Genomic DNA, 18,193 nt, shown 5'->3' on the forward strand with positions numbered 1-18,193 from the left:
ACAAGATGGCCAGCTGACGGATAGTCGCCAAGCGGCGCAAGTACGCCAGATGGACCCGACAAGTGAGGTCAGCCGTGTTCGAGTCGGTGGGACTCCCGGAGCCCGATGGTGCGGTCTACGCCGCCCTGGTCGCACATCCGCAGGTGACGGCGACCGAGTTGGGGCAGCTCTGCGGCCTTTCGCCGACCCTGACCGGGCGCTCGCTGGCGCGGTTGGTGCGGGCCGGCATCGCCAGCCGGATCTCCGGACGGACCGTCACCTTCCTCGCCGCGGCGCCCGATGTGGCCATCGGATCGCTGATCGGCCAGCAGGAGGAGGTGCTGCGGCAGGCCAGGTCGGAGGTCCACTCCCTGATGGAGACCTACCGGGAGGCCTCCCGCTACACCCACCCCGCTCAGTCGGTGGAGGTGCTGACCGGGCGGGAGAACATCGGCCACCGGGTCAACCAGCTCCAGGAGGGCGCCCGCGAGCAGGTCCGCGGCTTCGACCGGCCGCCGTACCTGAACCACCCCGGGTTCAACCTGCGCCGGGTGCGGCGCCGGCTGCGGGAGGGGATCGGCTACCGGGTCATCTACAGCCGTGAGGCGGTGGCCTGGCCGCAACGGCTGGAGAACGACATCCTGGTGAGCTGCGCGGAGGGCGAACAGGCCCGGGTGCGACCCGAGTTGCCGATGAAAATGATCATGGCGGACGCCCGGCAGGCGGTCATCCCGATCGGGGCCGAGGAGCACGCGGTGGAGGCGGCCTACGTCATCCACCCGTCCTCGCTGCTGGACGCGCTGGTCACGCTCTTCGAGGCGGAGTGGGAGCGGGCCGTGCCGATCCGGGCCACCGACGCCCCGCACGGCGAGTCGGCCCCCGACGACGACAGCCGCCGGCTGCTGGCGCTGCTCGCCTCCGGCCTCACCGACGAGGCCATCGCCCGCTCGCTGGGCTGGAGCTTCCGCACCACCCAGCGCCGACTGCAGCGGCTGATGCGGGAGTTGAGCGCGACCACCCGCTTCCAGGCCGGAATGGCGGCCCGGGAGCGGGGGTGGCTGTAGCAGCGGTCAGCGCTGTTGTCAGCGGTCGCGGCGGCGGGAACTGCGGGTGCGGCGCCAGGAGAAGGGACCGGGGAGGTCCACCGACTCGGTCCGCTGTCCCCGGTTGTTGACGGTGTAGTGCTCGTGCCGGCCGCCCGCGCTCAGCGACAGCGAATGACGGTTGATGTTGAGTCGGACACCGGGGAAGATCGGGAAGGACTTGTGGAAGCGGATGGGCATCTGAGGCTCCCTCACCTGTTCACACCTGGACGGATACGCAGGCTCGTCTGCCCCGTCGAAGCGGATTCACCGACGTGGCAAGGGGTATTGACCGGGCATGGCAGAGATCTTGGTTGAGGAGAACTTCGTCCGCATCGACGGGGACGACATGAACGCCCTGTTGAACATCCTGGACGCGGTTGATCTGGAGGCGGAGCCGACGGCGCCGCGTGACAACGACACCGGTGTCCGCTGGCAGCTCGCGGTGCACTGGCTGCCCTCCGCCCCGCCGAGCGCCGAGCGGCTGACCACCCTCGCCGGGGCCTTCGCCGAGATCCACGCCCATTTCGTGCTGGAGGGGAAGGTGCCGCCGGCGCGGGTCATCCTCTACGGGCGGGAGTCGGAGGCCATCCACATCTTCGAGCCCGAGGCGGCCTAGCCGGGGGTCCGGCTCGGGGCGGCTCAGCTCCAGGCGGCGAGGGTGGCCCAGCGGCCCGCGGTGTCGCGTTCGACCTCCAGCATCCCGGCGACGGCGGAGCGGTTGACCGGGCCGTAGATGTGCGGGAACAGCGTGGTGCCCGGGGTGCCGGGCGGCGGAGCGGGCGCCGCGGCCTCCCAGCGGACCGGGGAGTCCAGGGCGTCCTCGTCTATCAGCAGGACCATCAGCGGTCCCTGGGTGCCGGCGAAGCGGTCGTTGGCCACGGCCAGGACCGACTTCTCGTCCGGCGAGCAGTGGATGAAGCCCTCCAACGCCAGCGAGGCCGTGGCGTAGGGGCGGTCGGGGTGCGCCAGCCAGCCGTCGAGCGTCGTCAGGTGCATAATCATCTCCTCTTTCTACCCGATCCCCGCCGCTCCGGATCACCCCTTGCGCAGACTGGCAGCGGACCGGACCGCATGGTGGACTGGGCCGCATGGCCCATGACGCTGAGCTGTACCCCGCCGACCGGATCGTCCGCGCACAGAAGGCCGCCGCCGCTGCGGGCCTGGACGCCCTGCTGGTTACGCCCGGACCGGATCTGCGCTATCTGACCGGGTACCAGGCGCTGCCGCTGGAACGGCTGACCTGCCTGGTCGCTCCGGCCAGTGGTGAGCCGTTCCTGGTGGTGCCGCTGCTGGAGCAGCCGGCCGCCGAGGCGTCGCCGGCCGGGGCGCTGGACCTGGAGATCGTCGGCTGGCGCGAGACCGAGGACCCGTACCGGTTGATCGGTGAGCGGATCGGCGGGTCCGCGCGCCGGGTCGGCGTGGACAACCACATGTGGGCCGAGAAGGTGCTGGCGCTGCGCGACGCGCTGCCCGGGGTGGAGCAGGCGCTGGCCGGCGAGGTGCTCGGGGCGCTGCGGATGCGGAAGTCCGCCGCCGAGATCGAGGCTTTGCGGGCCGCGGGCGCGGCGATCGACGCGGTGCACGCGGCGGTGGGCGACTGGCTCCGGCCGGGACGGACCGAGCGTGAGGTCGGCAGGGACATCGCGGACGCCATCCTGGCGGCCGGCCACGAGACGGTCGACTTCGTGATCGTCGCCTCGGGGCCGAACGGGGCCAGCCCGCACCACGAGGTGTCCGACCGGGTGATCCGGGCCGGGGAGCCGGTGGTGGTCGACATCGGCGGCACCATGCCCTCGGGCTACTGCTCGGACTCCACCCGCGACTACTGCGTCGGCGAGGCGCCGGCCGACTACCTGCGGGCCTTCGGGGTGCTGCTGGCGGCACAGACCGCGCAGTGCGAGTCGATCCGCCCCGGGATCACCGCGGAGCGGTTGGACGCGGTGGGCCGGGAGATCATCGCCGAGGCCGGGTACGGGGAGCAGTTCATCCACCGCACCGGCCACGGGATCGGCCTGGAGACGCACGAGGAGCCCTACATCGTCGCCGGGTCGGCCCGGCCGCTGGAGCCGGGGATGGCCTTCTCGGTCGAACCCGGCATCTACCTGCCGGGGCTGTACGGCGCCCGGATCGAGGACATCGCGGTGTGCACCGGAACGGGTGGCGAGCGCCTCAATCTGACCTCGCGTGAGCTGCGGGTGCTCTGAGGCCTGCGGCCGCAGCGGGGGCGGCTACGGCGTCCCTCCGGCGAGGACCCGGTTGAGCAGCTCCGCCCCCTCGGCGAGCTGCTGGACGCCGCCCGCGCCGGCGAAGCTGACGCGCAGGTGCGGGCCCGGGGGTTCGGCCGGGAAGTAGGCGCGGCCGGGGGTGACCGAGACGCCGGCGCGGAAGGCCGCGGCGGTGATCGCGGTCTCGTCGGCGCCGTCGGGCAGCCGGAGCCACAGCTGGTAGCTGCCCAGCGGGGCCGGTCCGGCCAGATGCCGGTGCAGCGGTACGGCCAGGGCCTGCCTGCGGTCCCGCAGCGCGGTGGCGACCGTGCGCAGATGGGTGCGCCAGGCGGGGGCCGCGACCAGTTCCAGGGCCGTCTCCTGGAGCGGGCGCGAGACGAAGAAGCTGTCCACCGCCTGGAGCGCGCGCAGCCGTTCCAGCGCCGGGCCACGGGCGCTCAGTCCAGCCACCCGCAGGCTCGGCGAGGTCACCTTGGTCAGCGAGCGGATGTGCACCACCACGCCGTCCGGGTCGTCGGTGGCCAGCGGCAGCGGCAACGGGGGCGCGTCGGCGTGGGCGAGCCTGCGGGCGAAGTCGTCCTCGACCACGAACGCCCCGGCGGCGCGGGCGATCCGCAGCACCTCGGTCCGGCGCTGGGGTGCCAGCACCGCCCCGGTCGGGTTCTGGAACAGCGGCTGGCAGACGAAGACCCGGGCGCCGGTGGCCGCGAAGGCGTCCGCGAGCAGGTCGGTGCGGACGCCGTCGCCGTCCAGCGGGACCGGCACCGGGCGCAGCCCGGCGGCCCGGGCGATGGCCAGGATGCCGTAGTAGGTGGGCGACTCCACCAGCACCGGGGAGCCGGGCGCGGCCAGGGCCCGCAGTGCGGTGCTGAGCGCGCTCTGCCCGCCGGACGCGACCAGGACGTCCGCCGCGCCCAGGGCCTGGGAGGGGCCGGAGATGTCGGCGGCGAACCAGGCCCGCAGCTCCGGCAGCCCCTCGACCGGCGGCCGGCCCCAGGCCCCGGGGCGCCGTCCGGCCCTGGCCAGGGCGGCGGCGAGGGCGCGCTCGGGCTGCAGCGAGGGGTGCAGGTAGCCGCCGCTGAGGTCGATCACCTCGGCGGGCGGGACGGTCAGCGTGGCCAGCACCCCGGTCGCGTCCACGGCGCGCTCGCCCCGGCCGGCGCTGAGTGCCACCTGCTGCCAGGACAGGTCCCCGCCGCGCCGGTCCGGGCCGTCGTGCGGGCGGACCCGGAAGACGCCCGCGCCGGGACGGGAGACCACCAGCCCCTCGGCGGCCAGCACCGCGACCGCGCGGGAGACGGTGCCCGGGCCGACCTGGTAGCGGGCCATCAGGGCGCGGCTGGACGGGAGCATCTGCCCGTCCGGGTAGCGCTGGAGCTCGCGGCGCAGCGAGTCCGCCAGATCGGCCACACTGCTACTATCGTTCATGAGAGAACATGGTAGCGCTACGGTGAAGAGTCGGATATCCGGTAGCAGTTCCGCGGGTGGGTCGAGTAGCGGTTCCGGCGGCGGGGTGCTGCTCGCCGCCCTGGGGGTGCTGGCCTTCTCCTTCAGCTTCCCGGCCACCGACTGGGCGCTGGACGGCGGCCACGGCCTGGGCCCGTGGACGGTGACCGGGCTCCGCGGCGTTCTGGCGGGCCTGCTGGCGCTCGGCTGCCTGCGCGCCGGGCGGGTGCCGGTTCCCGAGCGCCGGCACTGGCGCGGGCTGGCGGCGGTGGCGCTGGGCTGTGTGGTCGGCTTCCCGCTGCTCACCACGTTCGCCCTGCAGACCGCCGGATCGGCCCACTCCGCCGTGGTCATCGGGGTGCTGCCGCTGGCCACCGCGGTGGTGTCGGCGGCGCGGAACCGGACCCGGCTGTCGCCCTGGTTCTGGGGTGCGGCGCTGGCCGGGGCCGCGGTCGTGGCGGCCTTCGCGCTGCAGCAGAACCACGGCCGTCCGACCGGCGCCGACCTGTGCCTGCTGGCGGCGCTGCTGGTGTGCGCGGTGGGCTACGCCGAGGGCGGCCGACTGGCCAGGTCCATGCCGGGCTGGCAGGTGATCGGCTGGGGCGTGGTGGCGGCGCTGCCGCTCACCGCGCTCGCCGCCGCGGTCGCGCTGGCGGTGGAACCGGTCGGACTGAGCGTCCACTCGGTGGTCGGCCTCGGCTATCTGGCGGCGGTCTCCCAGTTCGGCGGCTTCGTGGTCTGGTACCGGGGGATGGCGGCGATCGGCGTGCCCCGGGCCAGCCAGCTGCAGCTGGCCCAGCCGCTGCTGACGCTGCTCTGGTCGGTGCTGCTGCTGGGCGAGCGGCTGCCGCTGTCCGCGCTGGTCGCGGCGGTACTGGTGCTGGGCTGCATCGCCACCACCCAGCGGGCCGGGGCGGCCGCCCGTCCGGTCGCTCCGGCAGTCTCGACAGGTGAACCCGCCGTTTCGAATGGCGGTCGGCAGAGCTAGGGTCGCTGACGCCGCAGCAGGGACCGGGTCGGTCTGCGCCTCCGACCCGGTCCGCACGCGCGGAACTCGCTGCCCCGCCCGGCCATGCGGAATCATGGGGAGCGCAACCCGCGCCGCACCCGCCCCCTGAACCCGAGGACGTATCCCGCCATGCGCACCGCCGCCGTGATCGGCACCGGACTGATCGGTACCTCCGCCGCGCTCGCGCTGAGCGCCCGCGGGATAACGGTGCACCTGCGGGACGCCGACCCCGACGCCGCCCGAACCGCGGCCTCGCTGGGGGCCGGAACGGTGGAGGAGCCGGAGGGTCCGGTGGACCTGGCGATCATCGCGGTGCCGCCGGCGATGATCGCCACGGTGCTGGCCGACTGCCAGCGGCAGAACCTGGCCCGCTGGTACACCGACGTCGCCAGCGTCAAGGCGGGTCCGCGCCGCGACATCGCCGCGCTGGGCTGCGACACCGTCCACTACATCGGCAGCCATCCGATGGCCGGGGCCGAGCGGACCGGGCCGCTGGCCGCGCGGGCCGATCTGTTCGAGGGCCGGACCTGGGTGCTCACCCCGACGCCGGAGACCGACACCGACACCCTGAACGCGGCGCTGGAGCTGGTGGCGCTGTGCGGGGCGGTCCCGGTGGTGATGGACGCCGCCGCGCACGACCGCGCCGTCGCGCTGGTCTCGCACACCCCGCAGCTGCTGGCCAGCCTGGTGGCGGCGCGGCTGGAGCACGCCGAGGAGAACGCGGTCCGGCTGGCCGGGCCCGGGATCAGGGACACCACCCGGATCGCCGGCTCCAATCCGCTGATGTGGGTGGAGATCCTCAGCGCCAACGCCGGGATGGTCGCCGACATCCTGGAGGAGCTGGCCGCCGACCTCGACGGGACCGTCGCCGGGCTGCGCGCGCTGCAGGCCGCGGACGAGGCCAAGCGCGAGCAGGGCGCGACCGCCGTGGAGGACGTGCTGCGCCGGGGCAATGCCGGGCGGGCCCGGATCCCGGGCAAGCACGGCGCGCCGCCCACCCGCTACGAGACGGTCGTGGTCGCCATCGGCGACCAGCCGGGCGAGCTGGCGCGGCTGTTCGCCGAGGCCGGGCGGGTCGGGGTGAACATCGAGGACGTGCTGATCGAGCACTCCACCGGGCAGCAGGTCGGACTGGTGCAGCTGATGGTCGCGCCCTCCGCGGCCGGTGTGCTGACGGCGGCGCTGCAGGAGCGGGGCTGGCGGGTGCGTTCGGACCGGTAACCTTGGGGGAGACCCCTGATTGCGTCGAGAAGAATGAGGATCCTTCACCGTGGCCCACCACACTGCACCGAGCGGCGACCGTTCGGATGCCCCGGTGATCGTCGTCCTCGACGGCCCGGCCGGCACCGGCAAGTCCACCGTCTCCCGTGAGATCGCCACCAGGCTGGGCCTCAGCTTCCTCGACACCGGCGCGATGTACCGGGCGATGACCTACTGGCTGCTGCAGAACGGCGTGGACGTCGACGACGCCGAGGCGGTGGCCAACGCCTCGGCCAAGCCGGTCATCCTCTCCGGCACCGACGCCGACGGCCCGACCATCACCGTCGACGGCGTGGACGTCTCCGGGCCGATCCGCGGCCCGGAGGTCACCGCGGCCGTCTCGGCCGTCTCGGCCGTCCCGGAGGTCCGCACCCGGCTGGTCGACCTGCAGCGCGGATCGGCGGCCGCCGCTCCGCGCGGGATCGTCGCCGAGGGACGCGACATGGGCACCGTGGTCTTCCCCGAGGCCGACCTCAAGGTCTTCCTCACCGCCTCCGCCACCACCCGCGCCACCCGCAGGGCGGCGCAGCTGGGGGTGGCCGACCCGGCCGGTGTGGCGGCGATCCTCGCGGACATCGAGCGCCGCGACGCCGCCGACTCCGGGCGGGCCACCTCGCCGCTGGCCAAGGCCGACGACGCGATCGAGGTGGACACCAGCGAGATGGACCCGGAAGAGGTCATCGGCCACATCCTGGGCCTGGTGCGGCAGCGCGCCCGAACCGTCCGGGCCTAGCCCCGTACCGAGCCCGGCCGTTGCCGGGCCCGCTGCGACCGGCCCGGCCGGTCCACGCAGCACCCCGAAGCTTTGCGCGCCCTCCCGGGCGTCTGACGAACGAGAGTTGGCACCGCACCATGAGTAACGAGAACGTCGGCAGCAACGCCGGCACCAGTGGGCTCGACGGCTCCGCCGGCAACGTCGACGGTATCGACCCGGCGGACTACGCCGAGTTCATGGCCCTCGCCGCGGAGGAGGGCTTCGACGCGGAGGAGATCGGCGACCTGTCGGAGGCCGGCCCGATGCCGGTGCTGGCCGTCGTCGGCCGCCCCAACGTCGGCAAGTCCACCCTGGTCAACCGCATCATCGGCCGTCGCGAGGCGGTCGTCGAGGACAAGCCGGGCGTCACCCGGGACCGGGTCCAGTACGAGGCGACCTGGAACGGCCGCCGCTTCCGGCTGGTCGACACCGGCGGCTGGGAGATCGACGTCTTCGGCCTGGACGCCATGGTCGCCGCGCAGGCCGAGCTGGGCATCCAGACCTCCGACGCGGTGCTGTTCGTGGTGGACGCCACCGTCGGCGCGACCGACACCGACGAGGCCCTGGTCAAGCTGATCCGCAAGTCCGGCAAGCCGGTGGTGCTGTGCGCCAACAAGGTGGACGGACTGTCCGGCGAGGCCGACGCGGCGATGCTCTGGTCGCTGGGCCTCGGCGAGCCGTACCCGGTCTCGGCGCTGCACGGCCGCGGCTCCGGCGATCTGCTGGACGCCATCCTGGACAAGCTGCCGCCCGCCCCGGAGCAGACCTTCGGCGGCGAGCCGCTCGGCGGCCCGCGCCGGGTCGCGCTGATCGGCCGGCCGAACGTGGGCAAGTCCAGCCTGCTGAACAAGGTCGCCAAGGAGGACCGGGTCGTCGTCAACGAGCTGGCCGGCACCACCCGCGACCCGGTCGACGAGCTGATCGAGCTCGGCGGCAAGACCTGGAAGTTCATCGACACCGCCGGCATCCGCCGCCGCGTGCACCAGACCGCGGGCGCCGACTTCTACGCCTCGCTGCGCACCTCGGCCGCGCTGGAGAAGGCCGAGGTCGCGGTGGTCCTGATCGACGCCAGCGAGACCCTGGCCGAGCAGGACACCCGGATCATCTCGATGGCGGTGGAGTCCGGCCGCGCCGTCGTCGTCGCCTACAACAAGTGGGACCAGCTCGACGAGGAGCGCCGCTACTACCTGGAGCGGGAGATCGAGCAGGACCTGGTCCAGGTCCAGTGGGCGCCCCGGGTGAACGTCTCCGCGCTGACCGGCCGGCACATGGAGAAGCTGGTCCCGGCGATCGAGACGGCGCTGGAGGGCTGGGAGACCCGCATCCCCACCGCCCGGCTGAACGCCTTCCTCGGCGAGCTGGTCGCCGCCCATCCGCACCCGGTGCGGGGCGGCAAGCAGCCGCGGATCCTGTTCGGCACCCAGGCCGGCGCCAAGCCGCCGCGCTTCGTGCTCTTCGCCTCGGGCTTCATCGAGGCCGGCTACCGGCGCTTCGTCGAGCGCCGGCTGCGTGAGGAGTTCGGCTTCGTCGGCACGCCGATCTCCATCAGCGTGCGGGTGCGGGAGAAGCGCGGCCGCAAGAAGTAGAAGGAGCAGGCGCCGCGGTCACGGCAGGACGGCGGTCACAGCAGGGCCCCGGGCGGCAGTCGCCCGGGGCCCTGCTGCATGCCGCCGGGGCGCCAGCGCGGTGCGCGGCGGTCGATTCCGCGGGGCGCGGGCCGCGCGGGCCGGGGGCGGGCCGTGGGCCGTACGGCGTCAGCCGCGGCCCGGCGGCAGCGAGAGGTAGCTGCGGTGGCGGCCCATCCCGCCCTGCGCGGCGTACTCGCTGCTGCCCGCGTAGTAGTGGCCGAAGCCGGTGAAGCGCAGCTCCTCCTCTCCCGAGCGGTCCCCCGGCAGGGCCCGGAAGAGCCGGCGGAACTCCGAGTACAGCGCGTCGTAGATGGGCGTGCTGGAGGCGGGCTCGGCCTCGTGCGAACGCGGGGAGGGCATCAGCGGGGCGCTCGTCGGCACATGGCCGGTGGCCCAGCGGGGCGGGGGGAAGGAGCGAGAAGTCTGCACGTCATGGCCAACGACCGGGCGCCCCGCGGGATGCGGGGCGGCGGCCGACAGGTGGAGAGTGGTCCGTCCCCGGAGCGCGTGGGGCAGGACGCGCGCCGGAGGGATGCCGGAGGTCGGCGGAGGGCTGCTGGAGGGCTGCCGACGTGTTGCCGGCGTGCTGCCGGAGGGGTCAGGTCCCGGCCAGCGGCAGTACGGCGCCGATCAGCAGCCCGCGCCGGGCGGCGTCGTCCATCGCCTGCCGCAGCAGGTCCTCCCGGGGCTGGCGGCCAACGCTCCCGGCCGGGGCCGCGTACATCAGCACCTCGCCCTGCCGGGTGGCGGCGGACCGCCAGGCCTCGGTGACCTGGAGCGGGACGTGCGCCTGCCACCAGGCGATGGTGCCGCCGCCCTGGGGCGCCGGCTGCAGGATCGCGTGCAGCTGGCCCATCGCCATCAGCACCGACCAGCCCGGCAGCTGCTGCGGCGGCTGCTCGACATCGGCGACCTGCCCGAAGCCGTGGTCCAGCAGCATCTCGGCGAAGTGGTCCACGCCCGACTCGTCGCCGGGACGGCCGACCGGTCCGGTGGGCTCCACCACCAGCGCGGCCCGGGGAACTCCGGCGTACGGGCCCTCCTGGCTGAGCACCAGGCCGCAGGTGACGCCGAGGACGGCGGCGTCCTGCTGCCGCGGGGAGGGGACGGCGGCGGGGGCCTGCGGCTGCGCCGGTGCCTGCGGCTGGGCCTGCTGGGCCTGCTGGGCCGCGGACGGGAAGCCGCCCTGGGGGCCGGTGTGCGGCTGGGTCTGGAACTCCGGCTGGAACTCGGCCGGGTACGGGTAGGGGGACTGCTCGGGGCTGCCGGGGGCCGCGCCGCCAGCGGTCTGGCCGATGCTGCGCACCGCGCCGAGCAACTGCTCCTCGGCGACCGGCACCACCTGGGAGGGGATGCAGCGGGAATGGGCGAAGGCGAGGACTGCCGTCTCCTCGCCGACGAAGAGCACGGTCGCCGTCGGCTCCACAGTGACATCGCCCGGTGCCCGGCATGAGGTGCAGTCGTATCGGTCCGGGGCGGTGACTCCGGTGAGCAGGCGGTCCGCCTCGTCGTCGCCGATCTCGGCACGGACCTCGTCGCTGACGTCGATCAAACGCGGCACGAACACTCCTTGGGTCACGGGGGCGGCGCGGTGCTGCCCCAGCCGTGATGACAAACGGACCGGGTGTGCGCCAGGTCACGGTTGAGGGGGTTCGAGCAGGGGAACGGCCGGTCGAGATTTCACTCCCTGCAGGTCAGCGGTGACCGTGGGTCGACAATGTGGGTCAGCTCACTGAGCCGGCTGTGTGGCGCAGCCCACGACGCCCGCCGTCGATCTTGCATATATCGGACCAATCGGTGCCAATTGCCAGGCATTCGATGATCGATACCTCCGGTAACGCCCCTCTGATCAGCATTTAAACCAAATTATTTGGCTGTGCAGCACGAGTTGCCTACGTTCGGAGACCGGTGCAACGAGCACCGCCCGGGTTCGCCCGCCTCTGTACGCCTCCTCGGCTCACCCCGGGGAAGTGCGCCCGCCGCCGCAAGGACAGGCCGGCGGCGAGTGGCAGGCACCGGGACGGCCAGGCGGACACCCCCGTGCCGCCGCCCGTCCCGCAGAACCGGATCCATGGAACGAAGCAGTGCTTGCAAAGCGCTGCCCGTGGGCCCGGCCGGGGCTGTCGAGAGGGACTTCATGATCTTCCGCCGCGAGACCGACGCTGCCCGCACCGCCGCCATCGAGACCGAGGGTGGCCGCAAGAAGAGCCGCCTCCGGGCCGCCGTACTTGCCGGTGTGGTCGTCGCCGCCCCCGTGGCCGGTCTGGTTACCGCCACCAGCGCCTCCGCCGCCGACACCTCCACCTGGGAGGCCGTCGCGCAGTGCGAGAGCACCGGTAACTGGAGCATCAACACCGGCAACGGCTACTACGGTGGCCTGCAGTTCTCCGCCTCCACCTGGGCCGCCTACGGTGGCACAGCTCCAGCTCGTCCGACAGCTCCAGCAGCTCCAACAGCTCCAACAGCTACGCGGACAGCAGCTCCAGCAGCTCCAGCGACTCGAGCAGCTCGAACACCAGCTCCTCGGACAGCGCCGCCACCACCTCCAGCACCGACAGCAGCGCCTCCACCGGCTCCACTGCCTCGGGCACCTCCTACACCGTCAAGTCCGGTGACACCCTGAGCGCCATCGCGGCCGCGAACGGCACCACCTGGCAGACCCTGTACCAGGAGAACCAGAGCACCGTGGGTTCCAACCCGAACCTGATCCTCGTGGGTCAGGTGCTGACCATCGGCTGACGTCAGCCTCTGCTCCAACCGAAGGCACGGCACCCCTCACGGGGTGCCGTGCCTTCGGCGTTGCCGGTGCTGGTGCGCGTGCTGGCTGCGCGGCTGTTGCGGCCGACCGGGTGAGGCTTCGGCGTGCCGATCTGGTGGCTCATCAGATCGTGTGCTGATCGGACGTAGCGTCGTCGGCCGTGGGCATACGCAGACAGGCACTGACCGTCGTCACCGCGACGCTGCTGCTCTGGGCGGTGCCCAGTGCGGACGGCAGCGGCGCGGCGATCGGGCCTGCGCCCGCCCGGGTGACCACGGCCGTCTGGGACTCGCTCGCCGCCTGCGAGAGCAGCGGGAACTGGCACATCAACACCGGCAACGGCTACTACGGCGGAGTCCAGATCTCGCTGGAGACCTGGCGCGAGTCTGGCGGCAGGGTCTATGCGACCCGGCCGGACCAGGCGACCAAGCAGCAGCAGATCGCGGTGGCCGAGAGGATCCTCCGCGAGCAGGGCTGGCAGGCCTGGCCCTCCTGCGCACGGCAACTGGGCCTGCTGAGGCCGACGCCAACGCCGAGCCCCAAGCCGAAGCCGAGCCCGAAGCCGAGTCCCAAGCCGACGCCGACGCTGAAGCCGAGTCCCAAACCGAGTCCGAAGCCGACGCTGAAGCCCAGTCCCAAGCCGAGCGTGAAGCCGACGCCGACGCCGAGCTTGAAACCGACGCCCAAGCCGAGCCTGAAGCCCGTGCCGAAGCCGACGCTCAGTCCCAAGCCGACACCGAAGCCGAGCTCTAAGCCGAGTCAGAAGCCCACGCCGACACTGAAGCCGAGTGCCAAGCCGAGCGTGAAGCCGACGCCGACGCCGAGCTTGAAACCGACGCCCAAGCCGAGCTTGAAGCCCATGCCGACGCCGACGCCGCCGCTTGCGCCGACGCCGAGCCCCAAGCCGACGCCGAGCCCGACGCCGAGTCCCCAACCAACGCCGACGTCGGGAGCGACGCTCCCGGGGCCGACGCCCACGCCTGTGCCCGGGCCGGTGCCCGCGCGTTACACCGTTCGTCCGGGTGACACCCTGTCAGCCATCGCCGTCCGCTACGGCCTCGCAGGCGGCTGGCGCGCGCTGTACCGGCTCAACCGGGCCGCCATCGGCCCGGACCCGGACCGGCTGGATGCGGGGACGGTGCTGCGGTTGCGCTGATCGCGGCCAGGCCGGGTTCGCCCGGCTCGCCCGAGAAGATCACCGAGCCCCGGTGCAGCACATGCACCAGGTCGACCGCGGCGGTGGCCTCCGACGGCAGCGACTGCTCGGCGAGGACGACGGTGCGCCCCGCCGCGACCTGGGCGGCGAGCGCGGTGTGCAACCGCTCCAGGACGGCCGGAGCGAGTCCCCGACCGGGTTCGTCCAGCATCAGCAGCCGGCTCGGGCGGGCAAGGGCCACCCCCAGTGCGAGCATCTGCTGCTCCCCGCCCGAGAGGGTGCCGGCGCTGCGGGGGAGCAGCCGACCCAGCTCGGGGAAGAGGTCGAGGACAGCGGCGCGCTCGCGGGGCGTCGACCGGGAGAGGTGGTCGGCGACGGTCAGCGAGGGGAAGACCGCTCCCTCGGCGGGGACCAGGGTCATGCCGCGGCGGGCCCGGGCGTAGGCGCCCAGCGCCGTGATGTCGCGGGCGGCGCCGGACCGGGCGGGCGCGCCGCCGTACCAGTGCACCCGCCCGGCCGAGAGCGGCACGGCGCCCGCCAGGGCGTCCAGGGCGGTGCTCCGTCCGGCGCCGTTGCGGCCGAGCAGGACCGTGAGCCGGCCGGCCGGGACCGGCAGGTCCACTCCGTGCAGCGCCTCCAGCGGGCCGTGGCGGACCCGGGCACCGAGAAGGGCGATCTCAAGCGTCATCGGCTGCGCCGTCCGACGGTGCGGGTGCGGGTGTGGATGCGGCCGATGTGGATACGGCCGGGAGGATGCGTCCGGCGGACATGGTGAGCACCCGGTCGGCGATCCGGTCGACCAGTTCGCGGTCGTGCTCCACCAGCAGCACCGCCAGTCCGTCCGCCGCCAGTGCGGTGAGCAGTACGGCCAGCTGTTCGGACTCGGCCCGGTCCAGTCCGGCCGCAGGCTCGTCCAGCAGCAGGACACCCGGTTCGGCGCTGAGCGCGCGGCCCAGTTCCACCAGCCGCAGGGTGCCGGTGGGCAGGCCGGACGCGTGCCGGTCGGCGAGGTGGTCCAGCCCGAGCAGCCGCAGTGTGCGGGCGACCGCGAAGTCGGCTTCGAGCCGTCCCCTGCGGCCCGCCTGCTCGGCGCCGACGCGCAGATTGTCGGCGACGCTCAGGCCGGGGAAGACGGCGATCTGCTGGAAGGTCCTGGCCAGGCCGAGCCGGGCGCGGGTGTACTCGGGGAGGCGGGTGATGTCGCGGCCGTCGAGCAGCACCTGGCCGCTGTCGGGTCGGTCGGCTCCGCTGAGGCAGCGGAACAGGGTGCTCTTGCCGGCTCCGTTGTGGCCGGTCAGGGCGGTGATCCGGCCCGGCGGCAGGTCGAGTGAGACCTGGTCGAGGGCGGTCACCCCGCCGAAGCGGCGGACCAGGGCGCGGGCGGACAGGCGCGGTGCCGGACTCGGACTCGGATTTGGTCTGGGACTCGGGCTCGGACTCACTCGGGGACTCCCTTCAGGCGCTGGACCAGTCGTTCGCCGAACGGGCTGAGCCGGACCGGCAGGGGTGGCTGTTCGGGCGGTACGGGGGCGGTGCTCCCGCCGGTCCCGGCGCGCCGTCCGTGGACGAGCCGTCCGCGGACCAGGGCCAGCAGGCCGATCGCGGCGGCCGAGACGCCGGCGGTGGTGGAGGCGTCCAGCACGGTGAGCACCATGGCCCCGAGCACGGCCGCAGAGGCGCTGTCCGCGCCGAGGCCGACCGCCGCTGCGAACCAGAGCAGGCCGAGCACCGGGTCGAAGGCGTTGGGGTCGAAGGCCTGGGCGCCGAGCCCCAGCAGCCCGCCACCGAGCGCGGCCAGGGCCGCGCCCGCGGTGAAGGCCAGCAGCTTCAACCGGGGGACGTCCACGCCGGAGGCGTACGCGGCGGGCTCGTGGTCGCGCATCGCGCCGAGCGCGCGGCCGGTCGCGCCCCGGCACAGGGCGTGCACCGCCAGCAGGGCGGCGGCGATGAGGGCGAGTTCCACGCCGTAGAAGAGCCGGTCGTCGGCCCAGGCGCCGGTGCGGTCCAGGCGCAGCCCACTGGTGAGGGAGGGCTGCTGGAAGACAAATCGACTCATCGCTGTACCGACCGCGAAGGTGGTCAGCGCCAGTGCGAGGCCCCGGCGGCGGATGGCGGGCCAACCGACCAGCAGGCCGCAGGGCGCGGCGACCGCGGTGGCCAGCAGCAGGGCGGCGGGCGCCGGAAGCGCCGGGAGCCCGGGGATCGTGCCGCCCGCCAGCGCTCCGGTGAGCAGGGCGCCCAGGCCCGCGTACCCGGCCTGGCCGAGCGAGATCTGGCCGCCGTAGCCGGTGACGACGACGATCGAGAGCAGGATCAGGGCCAGCCCGGGGCCCGGCAGCAGCGAGCGCACATCGCCACCGCGCAGGGCCAGCGGTACGAGCAGCAGCAGGGCTGCGGCCCAGCGGCGTCCGATCTGCCGGGTCCGCGCCGCACTGGTCGCGGTCGCCGTTACCGTCGCGGCGGTCGTGGCGGAGAGCGTCGGGGCCGGGGGCAGCGCACTGAGCCCGGCCGCGAGACGGCCGGGGAGCAGGGCCACGGCCAGCAGCGCGACCACGAACAGTCCCGAACTCACCGCCTGGAGCAGCGGTTGAGCCGCTCCGGAGGGGTGAAGCATCGTCAGTTCGCTCTGGCCGATGCCGAGTAGGAGTGCCGTGCCGATCGCCAGCGGCAGGCTGCGCAGCCCGGCCGCCACCGCGACCGCCAGGGTCTCCATCACCAGCAGCGGCAGCCCGTAGGGGTCCAGGCGCAGGGCCGGTGCCAGCAGCACCCCGGTCAGTCCGGCGGTGAAGGCGCCGAAGGCCCAGCCGGTGGACGCCACCGCGTCGGCGTCGATCCCGGACAGCTCGGCCAGCCGCCGGTTGTCCACCACCGCGCGCAGCGCGGTACCGAACGCGGTCCAGCGGCTCAGCGCGCCGACGGCGGCCGCCAGCAGCAGCACCAGCCCCAGCTCCACCGCCGTGTCCAGGGTGATCAGCAGTCCGTCCGGGGTGCCCAGCGGGGTGGCGGGCACGACTACGGGCGCGTCCGGGTAGGGGGTGGTGCCCCAGAGCAGCGTGGCGGCGCCGACCAGCAGGACGAACACGCCGAGCCCGGCGACCAGGGTCTCGGCGGTGCCCGCGCGGCGCCGCTGCAGCCGACGGAACACCAGGACGTCCATCAGGAAGCCCAGTCCGGGCGCCAGCAGTAGGACGCAGCAGGCCACCGCGAGCGCTCGCGGCCAGTGCCAGACCACCACGCACTGGCGCAGCGCGAACGCGGTGGCCATGGCGACGGCGCCCTGGGCCAGGTTGAGCACTCCGGTGGCCCGGTGGCAGACTACCAGGCCGATGCCGGTGATCGCCGCCGCGCTGCCCACGGACAGTCCGGCCACGGCGAGTTGGAGGGCGAGGGGGGCGGCCATCGCGCGCTCACACCTCCGGCGGATCGCACAACGGGCAGGGACGCAGGCCGCGTTCGGAGGCGGCGCCGTCGAGCAGCCGCTCCGGGTCCTGGCGGCCCTGGACCAGCAGGCAGCCGGTGCGGTGGTAGGTCCGGCCGCCAGGGACGGCGAGGAGCAGGGCGGAGCCGTCCGTCCGCGCACCGGCGGTTGAGTCGGAACCGTTCCCTCGGGAGGGCTGGGGAGACTCGGCAGTCTCCACAGCATCCGTCAGAAGCTGGTACAGGAGCGAGAGTTGACGTTGCATCTGCTCCTGGTTGCGCTGCTGCTCGGGGGAGGGTGTCGTATCGCGGCGGCGGGCGGCGAGCAGTACCGTGCCGCCGATGATCAGGGCGGCACCGGGGGCGGTCGCCGAGGCGAGGTAGGGGATCTGCCGTGCGGTGTAACGCTCGCCGGACACGCCGTACCAGCCGAGGGCGCAGAGCAGCACGCCGCCGGCGCAGCAGACCCAGCCGAGGTGGGTGCGGAGCGCCTGCAGGGCCGTCCTCGCAGCTCGCGCCGGTTCCGGTACGGGCTCCCGCAGTTCTGGCATCGTCCCCCCTGGTGGGCCGGAGGAACGGACCGGTGGACGGTCACGTTCCCTCATCGATTTCGGTCGACTGCGTGCAGCGACAGGACCATCATGCGCCGTAACCGCTAGCGTGGAAGATAGCTGACGCCTAGTCAGATCGGATACTCAGTCGGACGGTGAGGGTTCCATGATCGACGGTTCCACAGGCCTTCAGAGGTTCGCTCCACGCGTCGGCGTCGCCGCTGCGGTCCTGCTTCTCGCCGGTGCCTGCAGTAGCAGCGGAGGCGGCACGGCTTCACCGGGCGCGTCCGTGACCACGGGCGCGGCCACCACTGCCGCCGCAACGTCGGCGGCCCCCAGCGAATCGGCGAGCGCCGCGTCCAGCAGCGCGGCCGCCGGCGGCACCTCGACCGGGCCGTGCGTGCCCACCACCAGTCCCGCGGTGAGCGGCAGCGGTCCCGCCGACACCGCGGCGGCGGGCACCCAGGTCGCCACCGCCTACCAGAAGTTCTTCGACCCCTCCACGCCCTCGGCCACCAAGCTCGGACTGCTGCAGAACGGGAAGGCCTTCGTCCCGGTGCTCACCGGCTTCGCCAGCAACCCGCTGGCGGCGCAGGCCGCGGTGAGCGTGCAGAAGGTCGCCTTCACCAGCGCCACCGCCGCCGATGTGACCTTCAACCTGTGCGAGAGCGGGCAGCCGGTGCTGCCGAACTCGGCCGGCAAGGCGGTGCAGGAGGGCGGGGTCTGGAAGGTCGCCGACGCGACCCTGTGCGGACTGGTCAAGCTGAACAGCGGCGGCGCGGCCGTGCCGGGCTGCTCCTGAGCGGCGCGGTCGGCGTACGGGGGCCCGGGCGGGGGACCGGGCGCAGACGGGGACGGGGACAGGGACGGGGGCGGAGTTGGGTTCCGTGAGGCGGCGGCGTGCGGGGCAGCGTCGTGCCGGGCG

Annotated in this window: 19 protein-coding genes and 1 pseudogene; 10 read left to right on the plus strand and 10 right to left on the minus strand. The window is 73.7% G+C overall.

Translation table 11 applies throughout. The annotated features are described in order from the left end of the window. Positions 1-62: 62 nt before the first annotated feature. The gene (locus IF29_RS0136820; protein WP_232242772.1) at positions 63-1,043 is read left to right on the plus strand and encodes a transcriptional regulator; all 981 of its coding nucleotides are present in this window, start codon (positions 63-65) and stop codon (positions 1,041-1,043) included. An 18-nt stretch (positions 1,044-1,061) separates the two neighbouring features. Here the strand turns inward: IF29_RS0136820 and IF29_RS0136825 are convergent, their stop codons facing one another. Beyond that, positions 1,062-1,262: a DUF4236 domain-containing protein gene (locus tag IF29_RS0136825; RefSeq protein ID WP_030265108.1), complete on the minus strand. Its 201-nt coding sequence runs from the start codon at positions 1,260-1,262 to the stop codon at positions 1,062-1,064. Between the two features lie 97 nt (positions 1,263-1,359). On the opposite strand from IF29_RS0136825, the gene IF29_RS0136830 reads away from it, so the two are divergent. After that, positions 1,360-1,680 (plus strand): hypothetical protein, encoded by a 321-nt coding sequence (locus IF29_RS0136830; protein ID WP_030265111.1) that lies wholly within the window; start codon positions 1,360-1,362, stop codon positions 1,678-1,680. Between the two features lie 23 nt (positions 1,681-1,703). Here the strand turns inward: IF29_RS0136830 and IF29_RS0136835 are convergent, their stop codons facing one another. Further along, complete coding sequence (locus IF29_RS0136835; RefSeq protein WP_030265114.1) at positions 1,704-2,066, minus strand: DUF952 domain-containing protein; 363 nt, start codon at positions 2,064-2,066, stop codon at positions 1,704-1,706. A gap of 86 nt (positions 2,067-2,152) precedes the next feature. Here IF29_RS0136835 and IF29_RS0136840 point away from each other — a divergent pair, with 86 nt between their 5' ends. Then, positions 2,153-3,268 (plus strand): M24 family metallopeptidase, encoded by a 1,116-nt coding sequence (locus IF29_RS0136840; protein WP_030265117.1) that lies wholly within the window; start codon positions 2,153-2,155, stop codon positions 3,266-3,268. Between the two features lie 24 nt (positions 3,269-3,292). On the opposite strand, the gene IF29_RS0136845 is transcribed toward IF29_RS0136840, so the two are convergent. Continuing rightward, a complete protein-coding gene (locus tag IF29_RS0136845) occupies positions 3,293-4,717 on the minus strand; it encodes an aminotransferase-like domain-containing protein (protein ID WP_030265119.1) in 1,425 nt (474 codons plus the stop codon). On the opposite strand from IF29_RS0136845, the gene IF29_RS0136850 reads away from it, so the two are divergent. The 4 genes from IF29_RS0136850 to der all read left to right on the plus strand — a co-directional run bounded on the left by IF29_RS0136850 (position 4,716) and on the right by der (position 9,344). Then, a complete protein-coding gene (locus IF29_RS0136850) occupies positions 4,716-5,723 on the plus strand; it encodes a DMT family transporter (RefSeq protein WP_084715442.1) in 1,008 nt (335 codons plus the stop codon). The two genes, IF29_RS0136845 and IF29_RS0136850, sit on opposite strands and share 2 nt — an antisense overlap. A 150-nt stretch (positions 5,724-5,873) precedes the next feature. After that, positions 5,874-6,965 carry a prephenate dehydrogenase gene (locus tag IF29_RS0136855; protein ID WP_030265126.1) on the plus strand — a complete coding sequence of 364 codons (1,092 nt, stop codon included), beginning with the start codon at positions 5,874-5,876 and terminating at the stop codon, positions 6,963-6,965. A 49-nt stretch (positions 6,966-7,014) separates the two neighbouring features. After that, on the plus strand, positions 7,015-7,737 hold the full coding sequence (cmk, locus tag IF29_RS0136860) for a (d)CMP kinase (RefSeq protein ID WP_232242773.1): 723 nt from the start codon (positions 7,015-7,017) through the stop codon (positions 7,735-7,737). A gap of 218 nt (positions 7,738-7,955) precedes the next feature. Continuing rightward, positions 7,956-9,344: a ribosome biogenesis GTPase Der gene (gene der, locus IF29_RS0136865; RefSeq protein WP_232242779.1), complete on the plus strand. Its 1,389-nt coding sequence runs from the start codon at positions 7,956-7,958 to the stop codon at positions 9,342-9,344. A 168-nt stretch (positions 9,345-9,512) separates the two neighbouring features. Here the strand turns inward: der and IF29_RS0136870 are convergent, their stop codons facing one another. Together IF29_RS0136870 and IF29_RS0136875 are read right to left on the minus strand one after the other, a co-directional pair. Continuing rightward, positions 9,513-9,815, minus strand: coding sequence for a hypothetical protein (locus tag IF29_RS0136870; protein WP_157624114.1), 303 nt, complete (start codon positions 9,813-9,815; stop codon positions 9,513-9,515). Positions 9,816-9,984: 169 nt separating this feature from the next. Further along, on the minus strand, positions 9,985-10,947 hold the full coding sequence (locus IF29_RS0136875) for a hypothetical protein (RefSeq protein ID WP_030265137.1): 963 nt from the start codon (positions 10,945-10,947) through the stop codon (positions 9,985-9,987). A gap of 576 nt (positions 10,948-11,523) precedes the next feature. Here IF29_RS0136875 and IF29_RS48235 point away from each other — a divergent pair. Continuing rightward, positions 11,524-11,769, plus strand: a pseudogene (locus IF29_RS48235) (transglycosylase family protein); the annotation flags it as partial. 82 nt (positions 11,770-11,851) lie between these two features. On the opposite strand, the gene IF29_RS48680 reads toward IF29_RS48235, so the two are convergent. Further along, positions 11,852-11,977: a hypothetical protein gene (locus IF29_RS48680; RefSeq protein ID WP_269665097.1), complete on the minus strand. Its 126-nt coding sequence runs from the start codon at positions 11,975-11,977 to the stop codon at positions 11,852-11,854. Between the two features lie 327 nt (positions 11,978-12,304). Between IF29_RS48680 and IF29_RS45535 the strand changes: the two genes are divergently transcribed. Next, the gene (locus IF29_RS45535) at positions 12,305-13,300 is read left to right on the plus strand and encodes a LysM peptidoglycan-binding domain-containing protein (RefSeq protein ID WP_084715443.1); all 996 of its coding nucleotides are present in this window, start codon (positions 12,305-12,307) and stop codon (positions 13,298-13,300) included. On the opposite strand, the gene IF29_RS0136900 is transcribed toward IF29_RS45535, so the two are convergent. Genes IF29_RS0136900 through IF29_RS0136910 form a run of 4 tightly spaced genes read right to left on the minus strand, consistent with a single transcriptional unit; the run spans position 13,233 to position 17,268 of the window. Continuing rightward, positions 13,233-13,988, minus strand: coding sequence for an ATP-binding cassette domain-containing protein (locus IF29_RS0136900; RefSeq protein WP_051726516.1), 756 nt, complete (start codon positions 13,986-13,988; stop codon positions 13,233-13,235). The two genes, IF29_RS45535 and IF29_RS0136900, sit on opposite strands and share 68 nt — an antisense overlap. Beyond that, positions 13,978-14,742 (minus strand): ABC transporter ATP-binding protein, encoded by a 765-nt coding sequence (locus tag IF29_RS48240; RefSeq protein WP_232242774.1) that lies wholly within the window; start codon positions 14,740-14,742, stop codon positions 13,978-13,980. Before IF29_RS48240 ends, IF29_RS0136900 begins: the two co-directional genes overlap by 11 nt. After that, positions 14,739-16,700 (minus strand): ABC transporter permease subunit, encoded by a 1,962-nt coding sequence (locus tag IF29_RS42785; protein WP_232242776.1) that lies wholly within the window; start codon positions 16,698-16,700, stop codon positions 14,739-14,741. Before IF29_RS42785 ends, IF29_RS48240 begins: the two co-directional genes overlap by 4 nt. A gap of 7 nt (positions 16,701-16,707) precedes the next feature. Then, positions 16,708-17,268, minus strand: coding sequence for a hypothetical protein (locus IF29_RS0136910; protein WP_051726517.1), 561 nt, complete (start codon positions 17,266-17,268; stop codon positions 16,708-16,710). A 289-nt stretch (positions 17,269-17,557) separates the two neighbouring features. On the opposite strand from IF29_RS0136910, the gene IF29_RS42790 reads away from it, so the two are divergent. After that, positions 17,558-18,070 (plus strand): MTB12 C-terminal domain-containing protein, encoded by a 513-nt coding sequence (locus tag IF29_RS42790; protein ID WP_051726518.1) that lies wholly within the window; start codon positions 17,558-17,560, stop codon positions 18,068-18,070. Positions 18,071-18,193 lie beyond the last annotated feature (123 nt).

Origin of the sequence: Streptacidiphilus jeojiense, assembly GCF_000719095.1 — a bacterium.
In the GTDB taxonomy this organism is placed as follows: Bacteria; Actinomycetota; Actinomycetes; order Streptomycetales; family Streptomycetaceae; genus Streptacidiphilus; species Streptacidiphilus jeojiensis.